This window comes from Pseudomonas sp. ES3-33, from assembly GCF_000952175.1.
Classification (GTDB): Bacteria; Pseudomonadota; Gammaproteobacteria; order Pseudomonadales; family Pseudomonadaceae; genus Aquipseudomonas; species Aquipseudomonas gregormendelii.
On record NZ_JZRI01000059.1, the window covers coordinates 1 to 20,752 of the forward strand.

The 20,752-nt window shown below is 60.7% G+C and carries 17 protein-coding genes, 1 tRNA gene and 1 rRNA gene; 10 read left to right on the plus strand and 9 right to left on the minus strand.

Going from position 1 to position 20,752, the window contains the following annotated elements:
• The 4 genes from rrf to UB23_RS10205 all read left to right on the plus strand — a co-directional run.
• Nucleotides 1-75, plus strand: a 5S ribosomal RNA gene (rrf, locus tag UB23_RS30710); the annotation flags it as partial.
• 147 nt (nt 76-222) lie between these two features.
• Nucleotides 223-882: a paraquat-inducible protein A gene (locus UB23_RS10195; protein WP_045059200.1), complete on the plus strand. Its 660-nt coding sequence runs from the start codon at nt 223-225 to the stop codon at nt 880-882.
• Nucleotides 869-1,492: a paraquat-inducible protein A gene (locus tag UB23_RS10200; protein WP_045059201.1), complete on the plus strand. Its 624-nt coding sequence runs from the start codon at nt 869-871 to the stop codon at nt 1,490-1,492. Before UB23_RS10195 ends, UB23_RS10200 begins: the two co-directional genes overlap by 14 nt.
• Complete coding sequence (locus UB23_RS10205; protein ID WP_045059202.1) at nt 1,485-3,788, plus strand: PqiB family protein; 2,304 nt, start codon at nt 1,485-1,487, stop codon at nt 3,786-3,788. The genes UB23_RS10200 and UB23_RS10205 overlap by 8 nt, the downstream gene beginning before the upstream one ends.
• A gap of 114 nt (nt 3,789-3,902) precedes the next feature.
• Here UB23_RS10205 and mksF read toward each other — a convergent pair whose 3' ends face one another.
• Genes mksF through mksB form a run of 3 tightly spaced genes read right to left on the minus strand, consistent with a single transcriptional unit; the run spans nt 3,903 to nt 8,708 of the window.
• Nucleotides 3,903-6,743, minus strand: a complete 2,841-nt coding sequence (mksF, locus tag UB23_RS10210; protein WP_045059203.1) for an Mks condensin complex protein MksF — start codon at nt 6,741-6,743, stop codon at nt 3,903-3,905.
• Entirely contained in the window at nt 6,740-7,441 is a 702-nt protein-coding gene (mksE, locus tag UB23_RS10215) for an Mks condensin complex protein MksE (RefSeq protein ID WP_045059204.1), read from the minus strand. Before mksE ends, mksF begins: the two co-directional genes overlap by 4 nt.
• Nucleotides 7,431-8,708, minus strand: a complete 1,278-nt coding sequence (mksB, locus tag UB23_RS10220; RefSeq protein WP_045059205.1) for an Mks condensin complex protein MksB — start codon at nt 8,706-8,708, stop codon at nt 7,431-7,433. Before mksB ends, mksE begins: the two co-directional genes overlap by 11 nt.
• A gap of 205 nt (nt 8,709-8,913) precedes the next feature.
• Between mksB and UB23_RS10225 the strand changes: the two genes are divergently transcribed.
• Together UB23_RS10225 and rimI are read left to right on the plus strand one after the other, a co-directional pair.
• Entirely contained in the window at nt 8,914-9,654 is a 741-nt protein-coding gene (locus UB23_RS10225) for a hypothetical protein (RefSeq protein ID WP_045059206.1), read from the plus strand.
• Entirely contained in the window at nt 9,647-10,099 is a 453-nt protein-coding gene (gene rimI / locus UB23_RS10230; protein WP_007942632.1) for a ribosomal protein S18-alanine N-acetyltransferase, read from the plus strand. Before UB23_RS10225 ends, rimI begins: the two co-directional genes overlap by 8 nt.
• Nucleotides 10,100-10,218: 119 nt before the next feature.
• Here the strand turns inward: rimI and UB23_RS10235 are convergent, their stop codons facing one another.
• A complete protein-coding gene (locus UB23_RS10235; RefSeq protein WP_045059207.1) occupies nt 10,219-10,623 on the minus strand; it encodes a hypothetical protein in 405 nt (134 codons plus the stop codon).
• A gap of 141 nt (nt 10,624-10,764) precedes the next feature.
• Between UB23_RS10235 and can the strand changes: the two genes are divergently transcribed.
• The gene (gene can / locus UB23_RS10240; protein ID WP_045059208.1) at nt 10,765-11,400 is read left to right on the plus strand and encodes a carbonate dehydratase; all 636 of its coding nucleotides are present in this window, start codon (nt 10,765-10,767) and stop codon (nt 11,398-11,400) included.
• Between the two features lie 12 nt (nt 11,401-11,412).
• On the opposite strand, the gene UB23_RS10245 is transcribed toward can, so the two are convergent.
• Nucleotides 11,413-12,582 (minus strand): hypothetical protein, encoded by a 1,170-nt coding sequence (locus tag UB23_RS10245; protein WP_045059209.1) that lies wholly within the window; start codon nt 12,580-12,582, stop codon nt 11,413-11,415.
• A gap of 174 nt (nt 12,583-12,756) precedes the next feature.
• The gene (locus UB23_RS10250) at nt 12,757-14,175 is read right to left on the minus strand and encodes a short-chain fatty acid transporter (protein WP_045059210.1); all 1,419 of its coding nucleotides are present in this window, start codon (nt 14,173-14,175) and stop codon (nt 12,757-12,759) included.
• Nucleotides 14,176-14,378: 203 nt separating this feature from the next.
• Here UB23_RS10250 and UB23_RS10255 point away from each other — a divergent pair, with 203 nt between their 5' ends.
• Together UB23_RS10255 and UB23_RS10260 are read left to right on the plus strand one after the other, a co-directional pair.
• The gene (locus UB23_RS10255) at nt 14,379-15,722 is read left to right on the plus strand and encodes an MFS transporter (protein ID WP_045059211.1); all 1,344 of its coding nucleotides are present in this window, start codon (nt 14,379-14,381) and stop codon (nt 15,720-15,722) included.
• A gap of 44 nt (nt 15,723-15,766) precedes the next feature.
• Entirely contained in the window at nt 15,767-16,366 is a 600-nt protein-coding gene (locus UB23_RS10260) for a flavin reductase family protein (protein ID WP_045059212.1), read from the plus strand.
• Between the two features lie 97 nt (nt 16,367-16,463).
• Here UB23_RS10260 and ggt read toward each other — a convergent pair whose 3' ends face one another.
• Complete coding sequence (ggt, locus tag UB23_RS10265; protein ID WP_045059213.1) at nt 16,464-18,296, minus strand: gamma-glutamyltransferase; 1,833 nt, start codon at nt 18,294-18,296, stop codon at nt 16,464-16,466.
• Between the two features lie 152 nt (nt 18,297-18,448).
• On the opposite strand from ggt, the gene UB23_RS10270 reads away from it, so the two are divergent.
• A complete protein-coding gene (locus UB23_RS10270; protein WP_045059214.1) occupies nt 18,449-19,558 on the plus strand; it encodes a DUF2817 domain-containing protein in 1,110 nt (369 codons plus the stop codon).
• Between the two features lie 158 nt (nt 19,559-19,716).
• Here the strand turns inward: UB23_RS10270 and UB23_RS10275 are convergent.
• A tRNA-Met gene (locus tag UB23_RS10275) sits at nt 19,717-19,793 on the minus strand.
• Nucleotides 19,794-19,909: 116 nt separating this feature from the next.
• Nucleotides 19,910-20,752, minus strand: a complete 843-nt coding sequence (locus UB23_RS30715; RefSeq protein WP_414704631.1) for a methyl-accepting chemotaxis protein — start codon at nt 20,750-20,752, stop codon at nt 19,910-19,912.

A 20,752-nucleotide genomic window follows, 5' to 3' on the forward strand; every position in this document is an offset into this window, starting at 1 on the left:
GAACTCAGCAGTGAAACGATGCATCGCCGATGGTAGTGTGGGGTTTCCCCATGTGAGAGTAGGTCATCGTCAAGATTAAATTCCGAAACCCCTATCTGCGTATGCAGGTAGGGGTTTTGTTTTTGTCTGGAACAAAAGCAACTATTTGCAGCACAAATAGGCACAGTTATTTTCAGTTCAGGACACTAGAATAGGTCCAACTATTTCGGAGCCAGCGCCTTTATGCCAGATTCGGTTGACGCCCCCGGGCTGTCAGAATTACCGCTGGAAGACTTGGTAGCCTGTCATGAGTGCGACCTGCTGATGCGCAAGCCGCAGCTCGCCCATGGCGAGAAAGCGCTGTGTCCTCGTTGTGGCTATGAACTCTACGCGCACCGGCATAACGTCGTGCAACGCAGTCTCGCCCTGGTGATCGCCGCTCTTCTGTTGTTTATCCCGGCGAACTTTTTACCCATCATGGAGCTCAATCTACTCGGACAATCGTCGCAAGACACTGTCTGGAGCGGTGTTGTGGGGTTGTTCGACACCGGCATGCAAGGTGTGTCGGTCGTCGTGTTCCTGTGCAGCATGGCCATCCCGCTGCTCAAGTTGCTGTGCCAGCTGGCGGTATTGCTGAGCATCCGCTTTGACGTCGGCCGCAGTTACGGTTTGTTGCTATATCGCATTTATCACCATTTGCGCGACTGGGGCATGCTTGAGGTCTATCTCATGGGCGTCCTGGTTGCGATCGTGAAGCTGGCAGATATGGCAGCGATTACCGTCGGACTCGGTTTGGCATGTTTCATCAGTTTGTTGTTGGTTCAGGTCTGGCTGGAAGTGGTGATGTCGCCCCACCAGATCTGGCAGGCTCTATCAGGAGAGGATGCCCATGCGGGCGATTGATGCAGGCATTCTGATTTGCACCGAATGCCATGAGTTGAACAGGCAGGACGCTGACACCGACGAGCAGGTCTGTACTCGATGTGGTGCGTTGGTCCATGAGCGCCGTCCGAACAGCCTGGTGCGAACCTGGGCGCTACTGATTACTGCTGCGATTTTGTACATCCCGGCCAATATATTGCCCATCATGACGGTTACCTCCCTGGGGCAGGGCGATCCCAGCACCATCATGTCCGGGGTGATCCAGCTGGTTCAGCACGGCATGATCCCCATTGCAGCCGTGGTGTTCATTGCCAGCATCGTCGTGCCGACCTTCAAACTGGTAGGCATTGCATTGCTGTTGTTCTCGGTACAACGCCACCAGCCGCTGTCGGCCCGCCAGCGCATTCTGATGTACCGCTTTATTGAATTCATTGGCCGCTGGTCGATGCTCGATATCTTTGTGATCGCCATTCTCGTGGCGGTCGTGAATTTCGGACGGCTTGCCAGCGTCGAAGCCAATCTTGGTGCCATTGCGTTCGCCAGTGTGGTGATTCTGACGATGCTTGCTGCAGTTACTTTCGATCCCCGACTGATTTGGGATAACACGGAGTCGGACGACGACCATGACTGATTTGCCAACAGCTAAAACCCGACCGGCCTCGAACTGGTCGGCTATCTGGGTGTTACCCCTGATCGCCCTGATCATCGGCGGCTGGCTCGGCTGGCGAGCCTATAACGAGACCGGCATCGAGGTTCAGGTGCGGTTCGAAAGTGGTGAAGGCATTCAGGCCAACAAGACCGAAGTCGTCTACAAAGGCATGTCGGTGGGCAAGGTCAAGACCCTTAAACTCGACGACGAAGGCGCCTCCAAAGGCGTGATCGCCACCGTCGAGATGAACAAGGATGTCGAGCAATACCTGCGCACCAGCACCCGCTTCTGGCTGGTCAAGCCAAGCGTCACCCTGGCTGGTATTACCGGCCTGGAGACCCTGGTTTCGGGTAACTATGTCGCGATCAGCCCGGGCGAAGGCGAGCCCACTCGCAAGTTCAAGGCGCTTGCCGAAGAGCCACCGTTATCCGACGCCAAGCCCGGCCTGCACCTGACCATCAAGGCCGACCGACTGGGTTCGCTCAACCGCGGCAGCCCGGTGTTCTACAAGCAGATCAAGGTCGGCCAGGTGAAAAGCTACCTGTTGTCTGAAGATCAAAGCACTGTTGAGCTCAAGGTCTTCATTGAGCCTACTTACGCCAATCTGGTGCGTAAACATACCCGTTTCTGGAACGCCAGCGGCATCAGCATCGACGCCAATCTTTCCGGCGTGAAGGTGCGCAGCGAATCCCTGGCCAGCATCGTTGCAGGCGGTATTGCCTTTGCGACCCCGGAAAACCGCAAGGACAGCCCGGCAACCGATCCGAGCCTGCCGTTCCGGCTCTATGAAGATTTCGACGCTGCCGCAGCCGGTATCCGTATCAAGGTCAAGCTCAGTGATTTCGAAGGTTTGCAGGCCGGTCGTACGCCGGTCATGTACAAAGGGATACAGGTCGGCAACCTGAAGGCGCTCAAGGTCGATCCTGACCTGACGGCGGCCACTGCCGAGCTGACCCTTGACCCGCTGGCCGAGGATTATCTGGTCGATGGCACTCAGTTCTGGGTGGTCAAACCCTCGATTTCCCTCGCTGGCATCACGGGTCTGGAAGCGCTGGTGAAGGGTAACTACATCGCCATACGCCCCGGCGACAAGGGGGCGGCGCCGCAGCGTGAATTTGTCGCAAGACCCAAGGCTCCGCCTCTGGACCTGCGCTCACCCGGGCTGCACCTGGTCCTGTTCACCGAGAACCTCGGCTCGCTGGAAGTGGGCAGCCCGATTCTCTACAAGCAGGTGAAGGTCGGTTCGGTCCAGAGCTATCAATTCTCCAAGACCCGTAAACAGCTGGTGATTGGCGTTCACATCGAGAAGGAATATGAAGGCCTGGTCAATGCCTCCAGCCGATTCTGGAATGCGAGTGGCGTCACCCTCACGGGTGGGCTGACGGGTGGCATCCAGGTCAAGAGCGAGTCACTGCAAAGCCTGATGGCCGGTGGTATTGCTTTTGAGACCCCGCAAGCCAAGGCGCCGTTGCAGAAGCGTATCCCTCGGTTCCGCCTGTTCCCCAGCCACGACGAGGCCAACCAGAAAGGCACCCTGGTCACCATCAAGGTCGACCGCGCCGACGGTTTGCGCACCGGCACTCCTGTGCGGTTCAAGGGGCTGGATGTCGGCAAGATCGAGGACGTTGATCTCACCGATGACCTGCAGTCCGTGGTGCTCACCGCGCGAATTACCGAAGTGCCGGAGCGTATTGCCCGGGTCGGCAGTCAATTCTGGGTGGTCAAGCCGGAGTTGGGTCTGATCAAGACCGCGAACCTGGAAACCCTGGTAACCGGTCAATATATCGAAGTGCAACCCGCGCTGAAGAGCCAGGGGCCGCAGAAGAGTTTCGTGGCCTTGTCCAGCCCGCCAGAAATAGCCAAGGTGGAGCCTGGCTTGAGCCTGGTGTTGAGCGCGGCTCGTCGGGGCTCGTTGAAGATCGGCGTGCCGGTCACCTACCGGGAAGTGACGGTAGGCAAGGTGACGGGGTACGAGTTGGGGCAGACAGCGGATCGCGTGCTGATCCACATCCTGATTGAACCCAAGTACGCGCCGTTGGTGCGCAGCGGTACGCGGTTCTGGAACTCCAGCGGTTTCGGATTCGACTATGGACTGTTCAAGGGAGCGACGATGCGCACCGAGTCTCTGGAAACCCTGATTCAGGGTGGCATCGCGTTCGCCACCCCGGATGGCGAGCGCATGGGTAACCCTGCGCGAGCGGAACAGACATTCCCTTTATTTGATAAGTTCGAAGATGAATGGCTGACCTGGGCGCCGAAGATCGCGATCGGTAAATAATTATCGGCGGCGGTGCTGCCGTCATCGCGAGCAGGCCCTCGCATTCCCCAAGCAGCTTGGACAAAAAAGGCCGCGGTCCATTGGATCGCGGCCTTTTGTTTGGATCAGGCAAATTCAGACCGCATCCAGCTCCGGTTCATCGGCTGCCACATTGACCACAGGCTTCACTTCATCGTGACGGCGAATGTATTTCCAGTCCGCCTCGTCGATGTAAATCCCGTTCGGTCCGCTGCCGCCTTCCAGGTCAATGGCGACGCTGGCGCAAACCTGCGGTTTGACACTCGCCAGAATCGGCACGAAACCCAGTTGCAGGCTGGTTTCCAGCAAGGCTGCCTGGTTTTTCTCGTCGATGTCCGCCGCTTCGTCGAGGTAGTAGGGCAAGCGCACCCGGCCAGCCTGGTCGCGGTCCATCAAGTGCAACAACAGGTACATGTTGGTCAGCGCCTTGATGGTCATGGTGGTGCCGTTGGACGCAGCACCATCGATGTCGGTGTGGATGACGGGCTGGCCGTTGACCTTGGTGATCTCGAATGCCAGTTCAAACAGGTCCTTGAGGCCCAACTGGTTGTGGTTGGCAGCAACCAGGCGTGCCAGATACTCCTTGGCCTCCTCGTTCCTGTTGTCCTGATCGGCGCTCTGGCTGAGGTCGAATACCGAGAGGGTTTCACCTTCTTCGTACTGGCCGGCACTGTGGATGATCTGGTCAATGTGTTTCAAAGCTTCCTTGTTCGGCGCTAGCACGATGCGGAAGCTCTGCAGGTTGGACACCTGGCGTTTGTTGATCTCGCGGTTGAACAGGGCCAGTTGATGCTCAAGGCTGTCGTAGTCGCTGCGGATATTGCGCAGTGTCCGCGCGATGTCAGTGACCGCGGCGCGGCGGGCCTTGCCCAAGGTCAGCGCTTCGTCGGTGCGATGCGCGTAGGCATTGATCAGCAGTTGCAGGCGCCGCTCCATGTCGTCTTCGCTGTCGAACTTGGCAACACCCTTGAGACGCACCTGGGCGTAGAGTGCATCGATCTGTCCATCGCTGCGCAACAGTCCCTGCCAGCTGTCCTGGTAGTCATTGAGCAGCGGCAGCAGGTTGTCCATGGAATCGTCGATCGGGTCCATGAACGGCGTACCGAACGGCAGGTCTGCCGGCAGCAGTTGGCGGCGGCGCAAGGCGTCGTCGAGCGTGCGCTGCTTGGCTTCCATGTCGCCGATCTGCCGCCCTACCAGTTGCAGCTTGGCCGACAGTTGCTGGACTCGCTCGGTGAATGCATCGCTGGAGCGTTTTAATTCGTCCTGCGCGGCTTCCATCTGGGCCAGCTGTTCCAGCTTGTCGCCTTCTTCGGCGCTCAGGGTTTGCGAGCGACGGAAATCCTCCAGCGCCTTTTGCGCGTCCAGCACTTGCTGGTACAACGCTTCGGTCTGGGTCTTGCTCGCCGCGCGGTCGGCGGCCACGGCAGCTTGAGTTTTGAGTTGCTTGAGTTCTTTTTCCAGGCGCTCTTTCTGGTCGCGCAATGCGGCGCGGTCAGCCAGGGCTTGCAGGGCCGGCGGCTCGATGTGCGACATATCGATGGACAAGCCAGGCACTTCGAATCGCTCGCCCTTGAAGCTGTCCAGAATCAGCTCCATGGACTTGACCCACTGTCCGTCCTCATCCAGCGCAATACCGTGTTCACCCAGTGGCAGGCTGAACAGGGCACTGTTGAACAGGCGCATCAAGCGCTCGACGTCCTGTTGCGAGAACTCTTCGCGCAGTCGGGCGTAGCTGTTGTTGTCGGCATGATCGAGCTGCTGCTTGACCGACTTCAGGCGTTTTTCCAGGTCGCGCAGACGCTCTTCGAGGTCTTCGGCGCTGAATTGGCGGGACTGGGCCAGCGCACCGGCCAGTTCGTCGTGCGCATCCTTGGCCGCCAGCAGTTGCTGTTCCAGGACCTTGACGTCATCGACCAGGGCAAAGCGATTCTTCAGTACCGACAATTCCCCCAGCCAGCGCTGGATGCCGGAAATTTCCCGTTCCAGGCGCATCAACTCCTGAGTGCCGCCGCGCTGATCGTTTTGCAATGCGTCCTGTTCGTTGCGGTAGTGCTCGGCCTGGATGGTCAGCTCTTCCTTGCGCGCACTGGCATAGTCCGACCAGGTGCCCAGTAACGAGTCGAGCAGCGGCGAGATGCGGTGCAGTTTGCCGCGCAGGATATTGCGCTGGGTCACGCCGGCCGCAAGGGCTTCGACCAGCGGGCCGGCCGTGACCAGCGAATTGTAATCCTGCTCCATGCGGCGCACATCGCGGAACGCTTCTTCGCACGCCGCGATGTAGTCCACGCTGCCGGAGCGCAGACTGTGTTCGAACGCATCGAGGAACAGCTGCTTGAGCTTGGCCGCGGTGATTTCGCGCATGTGCAACAGGTTGATGAACAGCGCGCGGAACGTCTTCAGGCTTTGTTCGCTGGTGGAGCGCAGTGGAATCAGGGTCAGGTCCAGCGGAATCGATGTGTGACCGCCCACCAGCAAACGACGCAATTCATCCGGCTTGAGTTCGTAGGCTTTCAGGCCCTCGCGCTCAAGGTTGGTGAACAGCTCTTTCTGACGCAGGCAGGTGTCGTTCTTCTGGTAGTGCGCCAGGTCCAGTTTGCCGGCGTAGGCAAAGAACTGGTGACCAAAACCACCGCCCGGGCCGCGACCCACCACGCCGATCACGTGCGGGCCATGTGGCAGGGACACTTCAACGAGGATGTAACTGGTGTCCGAGGCGAAGTAGAAGCGCCGGGATTGTTCCAGGCTGTACTTGCCGAAACTCATGTCCGACATGCGCGCCAGGATCGGGAACTGGAGCGCGTTGATCGAGGCGGATTTGCCGAGGTTGTTCGCGCCGTAAACCGACAGCGGCTCTTCCAGCGGGAACAGACCGAGGCTGTAGCCGGCGGTATTCAAAAGGGCGAAGCGGCGAATGCCGTAGCGTTCCTTGCTCATGCGTCGGTCTCCTGTTCTTCGGCAATGGCGCGCGCCATGGCGTCTTCTTCGCTTTCTTCTTCGAAGTCAGTCAGATCCAGTGGATCATCGGTTTGCAGCAGCTTTTCATCGCTGTCGTCATCGATCAGCAATGGAACCGGCAGCGGCAACACGCTGTGCAGACTGGCCGCCAGGTCGCGGTCCTGCTGCACCGACAGGCAGACATCGAGGAAGCGGTGCATCGGCGGCAGGAAGCGATAGACGCCGTTTTCTTCGCCGGCGAAACCGAGTTGGGTCATGCGGCGCATGATTTTTTCTTCGAGCTCTTCGACAGTTTGCACTTCGGCCTGGATAAACAGGTCGCGGTACTTTTCCAGTAGCGACGGCAATTCATCGCGACCCAGGCTGCCTCCGTCAAGCACGGCGATCGGGTCCCGCCCCTGATCCGCCAGATGCTCGACCAGAATGAAAGTAAACAGCGCCAGGCGCTGGGCGGTCTTGTTCACCGCAGCGGCGGCGAGGTCCGGCACGAAGTAATAGAAGCCGCGGGTATCGCAGACCAGCTCGAACCCCAATGCCTTGAACAGCGTGCGGTACTGGTCCTGGAAGTTCGACAGTTGCGCGTACAGCTCCGGATCACGGCGGCTGACGTGGTAGCCCTTGAACAGCTCGCGGAATATCGGTGCCAGCTGGGACAGTTCGGATAGATCAAGATGCATGTGGGATGCTCGCGGAATCCTCGGCGGCGCTGTCGCGGGCCGAGAGCAGGGCGAAGGAGCGCAGGCTGACCTGGTGCTCATGAGTGTGGTAGTCGCGGCGTTCGAGACGCTCGCGCTGGAAACGTTTTTCCCGTGACAGGCGCGAGAACCAGTACAGCAACTCGTCGGTGGCGCCGTCTGGCTCCTGTTCCAGCAGCCAGGCCATCAGGTCCGGCATCGGCAGGGCGTCTTCGCAGCGTTCAAGCATTTCGCGAACGGTACGTGGCGCACGCGGGGCTTCGCCTTTCTGGGTTTTGTGAGCCTTGGGGAAACGCGCCGGTTTCGGCTCGAAACGGGCCAGTGCATACACGTACGCTTCGACCTGGCTGGCGCTGCCAAGGAAGGTGCTTTGCGGGCGGGTGAACATTGGCATGGCCGCTTGGGGGACCGCGTCCAGGCCTTTGCGCCGGATAGCCGACAAGGCCAGCGCCGCGCCACGGGTCACGGCATTGTGCCGACGGGCCTCTTCACGCAACGGCAGGAGCAGTTCGCGGGCGTGGCGCAGGGTCAACTGGGCGCTGGTCTGCATTTCGAGGATGCGCGCATGGGTGCGCAGCAGCATGTCGTCGTCGACCAGGTGGCCCAGCCGTTGCTGTTCGGTGAGCATCTTCAGCAGGACATTCTCGACCTTGCGTACGCCTTGCTCGAAAGCACCGTCGGCATTGACCAGCTGGATCATCGGCTCGACGTATTCGTCCCAGGTCGCCAGCACTTCGGCGTAACGCTGGCGCAGGGGAATCTGCCGGTCGCTGGTCTTGGCGCGCTCGGCGACGGCCACAAGAGCCTGTTCGTCGTTGGCAAGTTTCTTCAAAACGTCCCGTACGCGCATGTCCAGCAGGCGCAATTGACGTGCGAGGTCGTGGCCGTCGCGGATGTCGAACGCATCCTGGATGTAACCGGCCAGGCGCTCGAGGTGGCGCAAGTAGGCTTCGATTTCCAGACACAGACCCAGGCGGTGCTCACGGCGCAAGTAGGCGAGGAAGTCGTGAATCTGCGCATTGAGCTCGAAACGGTTCGGGCTTTTTGCCACAGGCACCAGGATGTCGAGGCGAATCCACACATCCAGCAGGCTGGTGATGTCCTGCGGCGTGCTGTCCAGTTGCTGGGCGCCCAATTGCGTGCGCAGTTCGTTGAGGCTCAACGTGCCCTGGTCGAAGTGCTCGCACAGTGGCTCCAGAAGTGCCCAGTGTTCAGCGAGGGCGCGCAAGACGCGCTTGGGTTCGATCATCGGAATGGCCGGCTGGTTGGCGATAAAAGCAGCGATTGTACTGCATCGCGCCCATTGCGATTAACTCTCGGGACGGACAGTCGGCTTTCTGTCGATCAAGCGCGGGCGATCTTGCGAGAAGGGCGGTAGAATCCACGCACTTTAGTTATCCACAAGTGGCCGACCTTTGCTTATCGAGTCCCGTCGCCGCGCTTATTTGACCGCCATGCAGGTGGTCAACTGGCTGCCGCGCACCGAATTGCCCTTCGCCGCGCCGTCGCGGCCCGAGCTGCTGGAGACACCGCAACCCGTGGTCGTCGCTCCGATAGCAACGGCCGCTGTGGCTGAGGCGCCCGTGCAGCCGCAGGCCAAGCCCGCCGAGCGGGTGAAGATCGAGGTGCCTCGGCCTTCGCTGGCCAGCACCCGCACGGATGCAAAAATCGAAGAAGTGGCCGCGCCAGTCGTGGTCAAGCCACCAGTAGTGCCGCCGCCGCGTTTCGCCCTGCAGTTGCTGCGCGCCGGTCGCTGCCTGCTGCTGGTCGAGTTACCCACAGGTGAAACCTTTCAAACCCGCGACCCTGCCTATCTGCTGCTCAAGGACATGCTGCGCGCCGCCGGCCTGCCGGACAGCCCACAGATAGTCGGTGACCCCGTGCGCTGGCCGCTGCTGGCCCGGGGCACCATGGATCAAGGCCCGGAAGCCGCTCGTGACTTCGTGCAGGGTTTCCTCTCGGCCCGACTGGAAGATGCACCGTGCGTCTGCGTATGGCTGATCGGTCTGCCGGCGGTACGTTTCGCTGGCGAGGAAAACGCCGAATCGTTCAACCGTGAACTCCAGGTCGAAGGCCTGGGCTCGGTCTGGGCCCTGCCGGGCCTGGAATTATTAATGGAAGAGCCACAGCGTAAGGCTGATGTCTGGCAAGCCATGCGTCGGCTGATGGCGCGCTGGAAAGAATCAAATGAGTGACGCTGTATCGTTTCGCCCCATGATCGAGGCGGACCTGGACGCTGTACTGAAGATCGAATACGCGGCTTACAGCCATCCGTGGACCCGCGGGATTTTTCTTGATGGGCTCGGCAAGTACCAGATCTGGCTGATGTTCGAAGGGCAGCAACAGGTCGGCCACGGCGTGGTACAGATCATTCTTGATGAAGCGCACCTGTTGAACATTACGGTCAAACCGGAGAACCAGGGCCGTGGCCTGGGCCTGACGTTACTGGAGCACCTGATGTCGATTGCCTACAAGGCCGAGGCACGGGAGTGCTTCCTGGAAGTAAGGGACAGCAATCGTTCGGCGTTTCGCTTGTATGAGCGGTACGGGTTCAACGAGATAGGGCGGCGCCGGGACTATTATCCGGCGGTTGGCGGCCGGGAAGATGCGGTGGTCATGGCCTGCACACTGGTGGATTGAACACAGATACCCCGTAGGAGCTGCCGAAGGCTGCGATCTTTTGATTTTATCCACACCAGGATCAAAAGATCGCAGCCTGCGGCAGCTCCTACACGGGAGAATTCCGTCAATCGGGTAGGTCAGCGATTCCCGTCCAGCGGATCACGCTGCGCCAGTTCCGCTTCATCCAGGCCATTGCCTCCGCCGATGTCATCTTCATCGACAATGCTCAAGTCCCAGTCTGCCTGACCTTCTTCGCCTGCTTCCAGGGCATCCCTTGCGCCGTCTTCGAGGATGAGCGTTTCCGGGCTCATGTCATCATCCGTGGGTTCGTGGTCTTTGGTGGAGGCGCCCGTCATGCCGGCCTCCCGCACCCGCTCAGGCGGCATCCGTTGTTCGCGCTCGTTGTCCGGCAGTTCGTCGCCAATCCGGGCGCCGGATTCGTCTTCGTCAAAGTCCAGTTCATGCATTGAACCCATGCGGTCTTCGTTGTCATCGATGGGCTCGGGTTGCGCCGCGTCGAAAGGACGTCGTGAATCAGTCATGGTATTTCCTCATACTGTGGGCCTTACTAGGGTGGACCCACAGGGCTGGCGAGAATTCCACCTGCCTTAGTTGCATCGATCGCGTGACCCCGACGGGTGGTTGTCTGTCATAGAAGCGCACCATTCTTGAGGCTCTACAGCATGAACGAATTACAAGATCTGATTGATAACAACGAACGCTGGGCTGAAGCGATCAAACAGGAAGATCCGGACTTCTTCTCCAAGCTGGCTCGCCAACAGACCCCCGAATACCTGTGGATCGGTTGCTCCGATGCGCGGGTGCCGGCGAACGAAATCGTTGGCATGCTGCCCGGCGACCTGTTCGTCCACCGCAACGTGGCGAACGTGGTGCTGCATACCGACTTGAACTGCCTGTCGGTGATTCAGTACGCGGTGGACGTGCTCAAGGTCAAGCACATCCTGGTGACCGGCCACTATGGTTGCGGCGGCGTACGGGCATCGATGCAGGACCGCCAGCTGGGCCTGATTGATGGCTGGCTGCGCTCGATTCGCGACCTGTATTACGAAAAACGCGAAGAGCTGGCGCTGTTGCCAACTGAAGAGGAGCAGGTGGACCGCCTCTGCGAGCTGAACGTGATCCAGCAAGTGGCCAACGTCGGCCACACCAGCATTGTGCAAAATGCCTGGCATCGTGGACAGAAACTCTCGATTCACGGTTGCATCTACGGCATCAAGGACGGTCGCTGGAAAAGCCTGAACGCAACCATCAGCGGCTTCGAGCAGTTGCCGCCACAGTACCGTCTGCGTCCGCTGTAGCGCTTTTCGCGTCTACAGCCCCTGGCCCGGTGCAACCGTGGTCGCCGAAGTTTTCAGCTGGCTGAGCTGGGACCTGATCGGTGCCGATGCACAGTTGGCGACGGCCTGGGCCGGGGGCAGGTTGCGAATCGAGGTATAGAACAGTTCGCAGGTTTTTTCCGTGCGAGTGACTTGCCAGGTCTGGGTACAGCTCTTCAATTGCGTCGCCGGATCCCTGCCGGGGGCGCTGCCCATGCCGGCCTGCCAACACGCAGCGCTCAAATCCTGGCCCATCACCTTCAGGCCTGCCGCGTCAGCCTGGGCCTGGGCATCCTTGCCGGAATAGGCGGCTGGATTGGCCGCGTACCAGATGTAGCTCGGGTGATTGGCGCCCAACACGGGTATTTTGACCCCGGCATTTGGGCTTATCGTCGCCAGCCCCAACACGCTGACGGTGGGGCCGTATTGCGCCTTGACCCAGCTGCGCACCGGCGCGCCAAACGCGATCATGGGTAATGCCGCGCCGCTGGCAGTGCGGCTGAGCTCCCTGACCATGGTGGTCTGATAGTCGGTGAAATAATTGTAAACGCCCTCCAGGTCCTTGCCCGCAGTCGCGGGTGCGGCAATCGGGGCGATGTCGATGATGGTCTGGTAAGCGGGTGTTTGCGCGGCTGGGATGCCGTTGGCGGTTAGCAGCGTGGCCCAACGATCAGTGGTGGCCGAGCGCAGGTAATCCTGGGCCTGGGTCAGCGAATAGTCCGGCGGAAAGTGCAACAGCTCGATACTTTTACGATTGTTCAGCGCCATGCCCAAAGGCAGGAACAGTGACCAGTTGTACGCCCACTTGCCGTCAGCGTTCAGTCTGTTTGCGCCGGACCAGGCCAGGTCTCCGGCGTCGAGCAGGGCTTGCAGTGGTTTGTGATAACCGGCAGGCACCCCGGTGATTTGCGCGTAAAGCTGATCGTTATCGGTTTTGACCCGCACCTTTGCCGTGGCGTAGCCATCGCGCTGCACGCTTTGGCCCAGGTAGTGCTCGACGGTTTGCTCCAGCGTCCAGTTGCGAAAGCACACGACGCCGCAGTTGTTGGGGTAGGCGAACAGACGCGTGACGCGTTCAGTGCTGCCCAGTTTCAGATCGACATCGGCGTGGGCGGCGGCACCCAGGGTGAGGGCCGCGAGGGTAAGTGCTGTGCGTTTGAACATGCTCAGATCCTTTTAAGCCTGTGATTGCGCAATTGTCGAAGGTTACTGCAGCCATCGCGCGTGCGATGTCAGCTGCAGCCTGTAATGGTGTCAGGAGATGGCGAACCGTGGGGTAGGAACAATCCACCGAACAACTCTGGATGCACCTGCTTGAACAGGTGCATCCAGCGACATTTATGGCATCACGGGCGGCGTGTAGGTCAGCGTCGTGCCCAGCGCCCACAGCAGAAACAGCACCAGTGGCGTGTGCACCAGCAACTGCACGAACGAGAATCCGATCAGGTCCCGGGCCTTCAATCCCAGTACGCCCAGCAGCGGCAGCATGTAGAAGGGGTTGATGAGGTTAGGTAACGCTTCGGCGGCGTTGTAGATCTGCACCGCCCAGCCCAGGTGGTAGTTGAGGTCGGTGGCCACCTGCATCACATAGGGTGCTTCGATGATCCACTTGCCGCCGCCGGACGGAATGAAGAAGCCGAGGATCGCCGAATACACACCCATCAACAGCGCGTAGGTGTCGTGGGAGGCGATGCTGACGAAGAAGGTCGAGATGTGGTGCGCCAGGGTTTGCGCATCGGTACCCTTGACGGTGGTCATCAGTGCGGCGATCGAACCATACAACGGAAACTGGATCAGCACTCCCGTGGTAGTCGGCACGGCTCGGGCGACTGCATCGAGGAAGCTGCGCGGACGCCAGTGCAGCAGGGCGCCGAGCATGATGAACAGGAAGTTGTAGGTGTTCAGCCCGGAGATCGCGCTGATCGCCGGCTTGGTCGAGAATTCATGGAACAACCAGCCGGCCGCCAGCAGGACCAGCAGGATGGTCAGCAGCGGGCTGTGTTCCAGCCACTCGCCAGGGCGGGTGCGCGGTTGCAGTGGCGGCAGATTGAAACTCGGGTCGATGCCGCAGGCTTTTGCGTCACGGGCCGTATTGGGGCCAGGGGCGGTGGCGTAGGCAATGATCAGAGAAATGATGATCAGCGCCAGCAGCAGTACGCCCGACTGCCAGAGAAAAATGGTTTCGGTGAAGGGAATGACCCCGGTAATCGACAGGATCGACGGCGGCAGGCTGGCCGGGTTGGCCTGCAATTGCGCCGCCGATGACGACAGACCCAAGGCCCAGACCGCACCCAACCCCAGGTAAGCAGCGGCGCCGGCAGCACGATAATCCATCTTCAGATCGGTACGGCGGGCGAGGGCACGCACCAGCAAGCCACCAAATACCAAGGACAGTCCCCAGTTCAGCAACGACGCGACCATGGAAATCAGCGCGACCCAGGCGACGGCGGAGCGGCCGTTTTTCGGGATGCGTGCCAATCGGTCGATCAGTTTCACAGCCGGTGGCGAGCTGGCGACGACATAACCGCCGATCACCACAAACGCCATCTGCATGGTGAACGGAATCAGGCTCCAGAAGCCATCGCCGAAGGCCATGGCGGCATCGGTGGGCTTGGCGCCCATTGCCATGGTGGCAAGGGCCACGATGATCACGGCCAGTGCCGCAAACACCCAGGAGTCGGGGAACCAGCGTTCGGCAAAGCTTGAGCAGCGCAGGGCAAAGCGGGCATAGCGGCTATCGTCGATATCAGCGGCCACGGGAGAACCTCGAATTTTATGTTTATTGTGGTCTTCAGGGCCTCGTGGGCCCGTCTGGACAGGTGCCAACAGTAAATCAAACGCTGTATTTTTTGTGACCAACTTTTACCGCTTTGGGACTTTGGTCTAACGGGTTGTCCGCAGACGGATTTGCGTAGACCATGGGCGCCTAGAATTTTTTGCCCGTGCCAGAGTGTTTTTTCATGACTGCCCAAACCGATGTGCGCCCGGCGCCGTTCACTCGTTCGGACTACAAGACCCTCGGCCTTGCCGCGTTGGGCGGGGCGCTGGAAATCTACGATTTCATTATTTTCGTATTTTTCGCCCTGACCCTCAGCCAACTGTTCTTCCCCCCGGAAATGCCGGAGTGGATGCGCCTGCTGCAAAGCTTCGGGATCTTCGTCACCGGTTACCTGGCGCGCCCATTGGGCGGCATCCTGATGGCGCATTTTGCTGACAGACTGGGACGCAAGAAGGTCTTCAGCCTGAGCATCTTGATGATGGCGTTGCCTTGCCTGCTCATCGGGATCATGCCGACCTACGCCCAGATCGGTTATTTTGCGCCGTTGCTGTTGCTGGCCCTGCGTATCCTGCAGGGCGCAGCGGTAGGCGGTGAGGTGCCCAGCGCCTGGGTCTTCGTCGCCGAACACGCGCCGGTCGGCCATCGCGGTTACGCGTTGGGATTCCTGCAGGCCGGGCTGACCTTCGGCTACCTGATCGGCGCGCTGGCGGCGACGTTCCTGGCGCAGGTCTTCACCCCGGAGGAAATCCTCGATTACGCCTGGCGTTATCCCTTCCTGCTAGGCGGGGTGTTTGGTGTGATTGGAGTCTGGTTGCGCCGCTGGCTCAGCGAAACCCCGGTATTCATGGCGATGCAGGCCAAGCGCGAAGCGGCGGTCGAGCTGCCATTGCGCACGGTCCTGCGCGAACATCGCCTGGCCATGCTGCCGGCGATGATCCTGACCTGTGTTCTGACCTCGGCGGTGGTGGTGTTCGTGGTGATCACCCCGACCATGATGCAGAAAACCTTCGGTATGAGCGCCAGCTACACCTTCGGGCTCAGCGCCCTGGGCATCGTGTTCCTGAATGTGGGTTGCGTGCTCGCCGGATTACTGGTGGATCGCATCGGCGCCTGGCGTACCGTTATGCTCTATAGCCTGCTGCTGCCAGTGGGCATTGCAGTGCTCTATAGCTGCCTGATCAATGGCGGGAGCTGGATTGGCCTGGCTTATGCCATTGCCGGTCTGTGTTGCGGCGTGGTGGGTGCGGTGCCGTCGGTGATGGTCGGGCTGTTCCCAGCGCATATTCGTGTATCGGGAATCTCCTTCACCTACAACATCGCCTACGCCGCATGGGCCAGTATCACGCCGTTGTTGCTGATCGGGCTAATGCCTTGGAGCCCCTGGATATGCGTAATATTCAGTGCAGTGATGGGCGTGGTCGGGGTCGCCAGCGCGGCGTATTTCGGTGCGCGCAGGACGGCGCGCAGAGGGTGGTCGACGCGGTCGGACAGTTCGCCAGTCAACTGGCGACCTGAGCAGGATTAACCCGTATCCCGCTACAATCAGCGTTTTCTCCTGGAGCAGACAGCATGCACGCTTCCCATCGCCGGCCCGTACCCTTGAACAAGGCTTATCGCCTGCTCAATCACGGGCCGACCGTACTGGTCAGCGCCGCCCACGATGGCCAGCGCAATATCATGGCGGCGGCCTGGGCTATGCCACTGGATTTCGAGCCGCCGAAAATTGCCGTGGTGCTGGATAAGTCCACCTGGACCCGACACCTGCTGGAAGCTTCGGGGACCTTCGTGCTGAACGTGCCCTGCGCCGCCCAGGCCGACATCGTCCAGACCGTCGGTTCTACATCCGGGCTGGAAATCTCCCGGGCGCCGGGCCAGGACAAGTTCCAGGCCTATGCACTGCAGACATTCAGCGGCGAGCAGGTGGCAGCGCCGATGCTCGAAGGCTGCGTCGCCTGGCTGGAATGTCGACTGTTGCCGGAGCCTGGTAATCACCAGCAATACGATCTGTTTCTCGCCGAAGTCATAGCTGCCCAGGCTGACGCGCGGGTGTTCAGCGATGGCCGCTGGCACTTCGAAGGGCACGACGAGCTGCGCACCTTGCATCACGTCGCGGGCGGGCATTTCCTGAAGATTGGTGATCCGGTGGACGGCAAGATTCTGCTGGTTTGAATCGGGTCCGCTGCCAGCCAACATTAGCCTGACCCGGATGCACTGCCTAAAAAAGGGCCTGCCACCCGGTAAGCCCTTTCCCACTCGCACAAAACGCTCAATCCCCCAACGCTTCCCCCTCGCGGCGCGGATCAGCACCGCCCGCCAATGTGACCTTGCCCTGCGCATCCTTGACCCGAACTATCGCCTGGGTGCCGCTGGTCATGTCGATCTCGTTCACGTTGTGCCCTTTGTCCTTCAACGTTTGAATCAGCTGTGTACTGAACTGCCCCCGTTCCAGTTCCGTCGGGCCGTTACGGCTGCCGAAGTTGGGCAGATTGATGGCGGCCTGCGGGTCGAGGTTCCAGTCGAGCAGGCCGATGGTCGACTTGGCGACGTACTCGATGATCTGCGAGCCGCCTGGGGAGCCGAGGGTGGCGAGGAACTCGCCGGTCTGTCGATCGAAGATCAGGGTGGGCGCCATGGAGGAGCGGGGGCGTTTGCCCGGCTCGACGCGGTTGGCGACTTTCCGGCCGTTTTCTTCCGGGATGAACGAGAAGTCGGTCATCTGGTTGTTGAGCAGGAAGCCTTGCACCATCAGGTGAGAGCCGAAGGCGGATTCCACGGTGGTGGTCATGGAGACCGCACCACCCTGGTCATCGACGGCCACCACTTGCGAGGTCGAGATGCGCAGAGGTGAACGGTCCGGTGCATAGGCCACCTGGATGCCCGGAGGTGTCCCAGGTGTGGCCGTGCCCATGCTGCGTTCGCCGATCAGGGCGGCGCGGCTGGCCAGATACGTCGGGTCCACCAGGCCTTTTACCGGGACGGGCACGAAGTCGCTGTCGGCGACGTACTGGGCGCGGTCGGCATACGCAAGTCGCTCGGCTTCGGAGATCAGGTGCACAGCTGCAGGCGCAGGTTCGATGCCGGCGGCTCGGGTGCTTTTGACCGGTTTCAGTGGCGCCAGGGCATAACGCGGGTCACGAGTTTCGAGGGCCTGCAAGGTGCCGAGGATCTGCGCCACGGCGATTCCGCCCGATGACGGCGGCGGCATGCCGCAGACCTGCCAGCGCTTGTAATCGGTGCACAGTGGTGCGCGTTCCTTGGCGGTATAGCCGATCAGATCGTTCAGCGACAGGCTGCCGGGATTGGCATGCCCCTGAACCTTGTCCACGATTTCCTGGGCGATGGGACCTCTGTACAGCGCATCGGCACCTTCCCTGGCGATCCGTTTGAACGTGGCGGCCAGCGCCGGGTTTTTCAGGGGAGTGCCTGCGGCTTTCGGGCTGCCATCGGCGTTGCGGAAATACGCCATCATGTCCGGCGAGCGCGGCATGGACGAATCCGACGCGATCAACTGATGCAGACGAGGTGAGATAGGAAAACCTTGCTCCGCGAGTCTGATCGCCGGCTCGAACAGCTGTGCCCAGGGCAGGCGCCCGTGTTTCCGGTGAGCCAGTTCCAGTGCCCGCAGCACGCCGGGTGTGCCCACCGAACGACCGCCAATCTGTGCCTGCGTGAACGGCATCGGTTGGCCGTCGGCTTGCAGGAATAGCTTCTCGGTGGCACCGGCGGGCGCGGTTTCACGACCGTCGTAGGTGCGCACTGTTTTGCCGTCCCAAAGTACGATCAAGGCGCCGCCGCCGATACCCGAGGATTGCGGCTCGACCAGCGTCAGCACCGCTTGCATCGCGATAGCGGCGTCAATTGCCGAACCGCCCTGGCGCAACATTGCTCGTCCGGCTTCGGCGGCGAGCGGATTGGCCGCTGCGGCCATATGCTTTGAGGCGTGCCGGGCCTGCAGGTCGGTGCGATAGCCCGAGGCCGCTTCCGGTGCGAGGGGTAATGTCGAAACGGGCGGAGCGTTGCACGCGGCAAGCGTTAGCGCACCGGCAATCAGCGAAAGGGCTGACAACCGATAGCGATTGCAGTTAAAGGCTGTGAACACGCGGGGCACTCCGTCCGTGGGAAAGGTCCGGGGACTTTATCGGCCTACAGCCAGTGACGCAAACCATAGGCGGTTTTAGTCCTTCATCCATTGACGGATTTTCTGTAGGGTCAAGGGCAGCAGACACGTCAGAAGATCAACAAGAGGCAGACATGCACACCGACTTCCCCACACAGCCAAGCTATGGCGCGCAGCGTCAACAGTTTCTGGCCGCAGCGAATGCCGCCGGCGCGACTGTGACCGAATATCCGCATCCCCTCAACGGCCCGTTCGGTGAACGGCTGAGTACCGATGTGGCGGTGCTCGGTGATCCGGGCGCCAAGCGCTTGCTGATCGCGCTAAGTGGCACTCACGGGGTTGAAGGCTTCTATGGCTCGGGCTGCCAGATCAAGTGGGTGCAGGAGTTGGGCAAGCGCGTGTTGCCCACCGATGTCGCGGTGGTGTTTGTCCATCTGATCAATCCCTGGGGCACAGCGTGGCTGCGCCGGGTCAACGAAGACAACATCGACCTTAACCGCAATCACCTGGATTTTGACGATTCGCTCCCGGACAACCAGGCCTATGCAGCGCTGCATGAAATCTATGCCTGTACCCAGCTGGCGGGCCCCGAGCGTGATCGCGCCGATGCGCTGCTTGACGAGCAGATCCACAAGCACGGCTGGCCGGCGGTGATGTCGATTGTCGAGGGCGGCCAACACAGTCATCCTGACGGCCTGTTTTTTGGCGGACGGGCACCGAGCTGGTCGAATCGTACGCTGCAGCAGATCCTCCAGGAGCACGTCGCCCACGCTGATGTCGCCATGTGCTTCGACTTGCACACCGGCGCGGGGGAGTACGGCCATCCAATGTTGCTGACCATCACCGAGTCCGCTTATCCAGCGTTGGCGGATGCGCAGGCAATCTACGGGCCGTGGCTCTACACGCTGCTGACCGGCGCCGACACCTTGAGCGAAACCGGCGTCGCCGCGACGGCCACCGGCTACACCTCACAGGCGCTGATCGACGCGCTGCCGCAAGTGCGATTGATGCCTTTTGTGATCGAGTGTGGGACTTATCCGGGGCCCGAAGTACATCGTCATTTGCGCGACGACCATTGGCTTCATCTGCACGGCAATCCAAGTGATGCGGTAGGGCGTGGAATCAAGCAGAACCTGCTGGAACAATTCTATCCCGCGGACGGCGACTGGCAGGCGATGGTCTGGCTGCGGACGTGGCAGATCTGGGAGCGGGGGGTGTCTGCGTTGGCGTCGATGCGGTGGTGATCCTGCTGGCGATAGCGGCCGCAAAATCGATCCAGGACTAGAGTATCTCCTTGCCGACAAGCCGCGCTCCTGCAGGATTTGTGTCAGCAGAGAAGCCTGCGTACTTTTCTCGAGGCATAAAAAAACGGCCTACCTTTCGGTAAGCCGTTTTTAGTACTTGGTGGCTACACAGGGACTTGAACCCCGGACCCCAGCATTATGAATGCTATGCTCTAACCAACTGAGCTATGTAGCCAAGTGGCGCGCATTATTCACCGGTAACGGGGATGCGTCAAGCGTAAATTTAAAATATTTCTCTACGCTTTCAACCGCTTATCCACATGGTGCTATAAAACGCGGCGGTGGAGGCTGTCAGCCGAGCTGAAACCTCCCGGTATTGGCGCTCAATGCCTTGCTGCCTTGGCTCAAGGTGTCCGCCGCAAGGTTTACGGCGCGGGCCCCTTCCAGCAGCCGCACTGCCGCCTGATCAACCTGCTGGATGTTGCCGCTGACCTCATCGGCGGTGCTGGCCTGTTCCTCTACCGCTGTCGCAATGTGCGCCAGGGTGTCGGTGACGCCTTGCACTGCGCTGGCAATTTCCCCGAGTCGTTGGCCCAGCCCGGTGACCGACTGCGCATCGTTCTGTGCCTGGCTGCAGGCCGCTTCCATCAGGCTCACCGCTTCATCCACCGTTTGCCGCAGGCTATCAACGGTCTGGGCTATCTGCGCGGTAGAGGACTGCGTGCGTTTCGACAAGCTGCGCACTTCGTCAGCCACCACGGCGAAGCCGCGGCCCTGATCGCCCGCGCGGGCGGCCTCGATGGCGGCGTTAAGGGCCAGGAGGTTGGTCTGCTCGGCCACTCCGCGAATGGTGTCCACTACCAGCTGAATCTGCTGCCCCTGTTCGCTCACCCGGCCGAGTGCCGCCGCGGTCTCGTTCAAACGCTGGTTAAGCTGCTGGATACTTGCCGTGGTGCGCTGGCTGTCGCGACTGCTGTCGGCAGCAATGCGCCGCGTGTGCTGGGCGCTGCCCGAGGCCTGTTCGCAGCTCTGGGCCACGCCTTGGGACGTGGCGGCCAGTTGGGTGGCCGCCGCGGCGATCTGGCTGATCTGCAGTTGTTGTGCCTCGACTTCGCCCAATGCGCCGCTGGAATGCTGGTTGAGCGCGCGCACGGCGTTGCTCAATTGCAGGGTCTCGTGATCCACCCCCAGCAT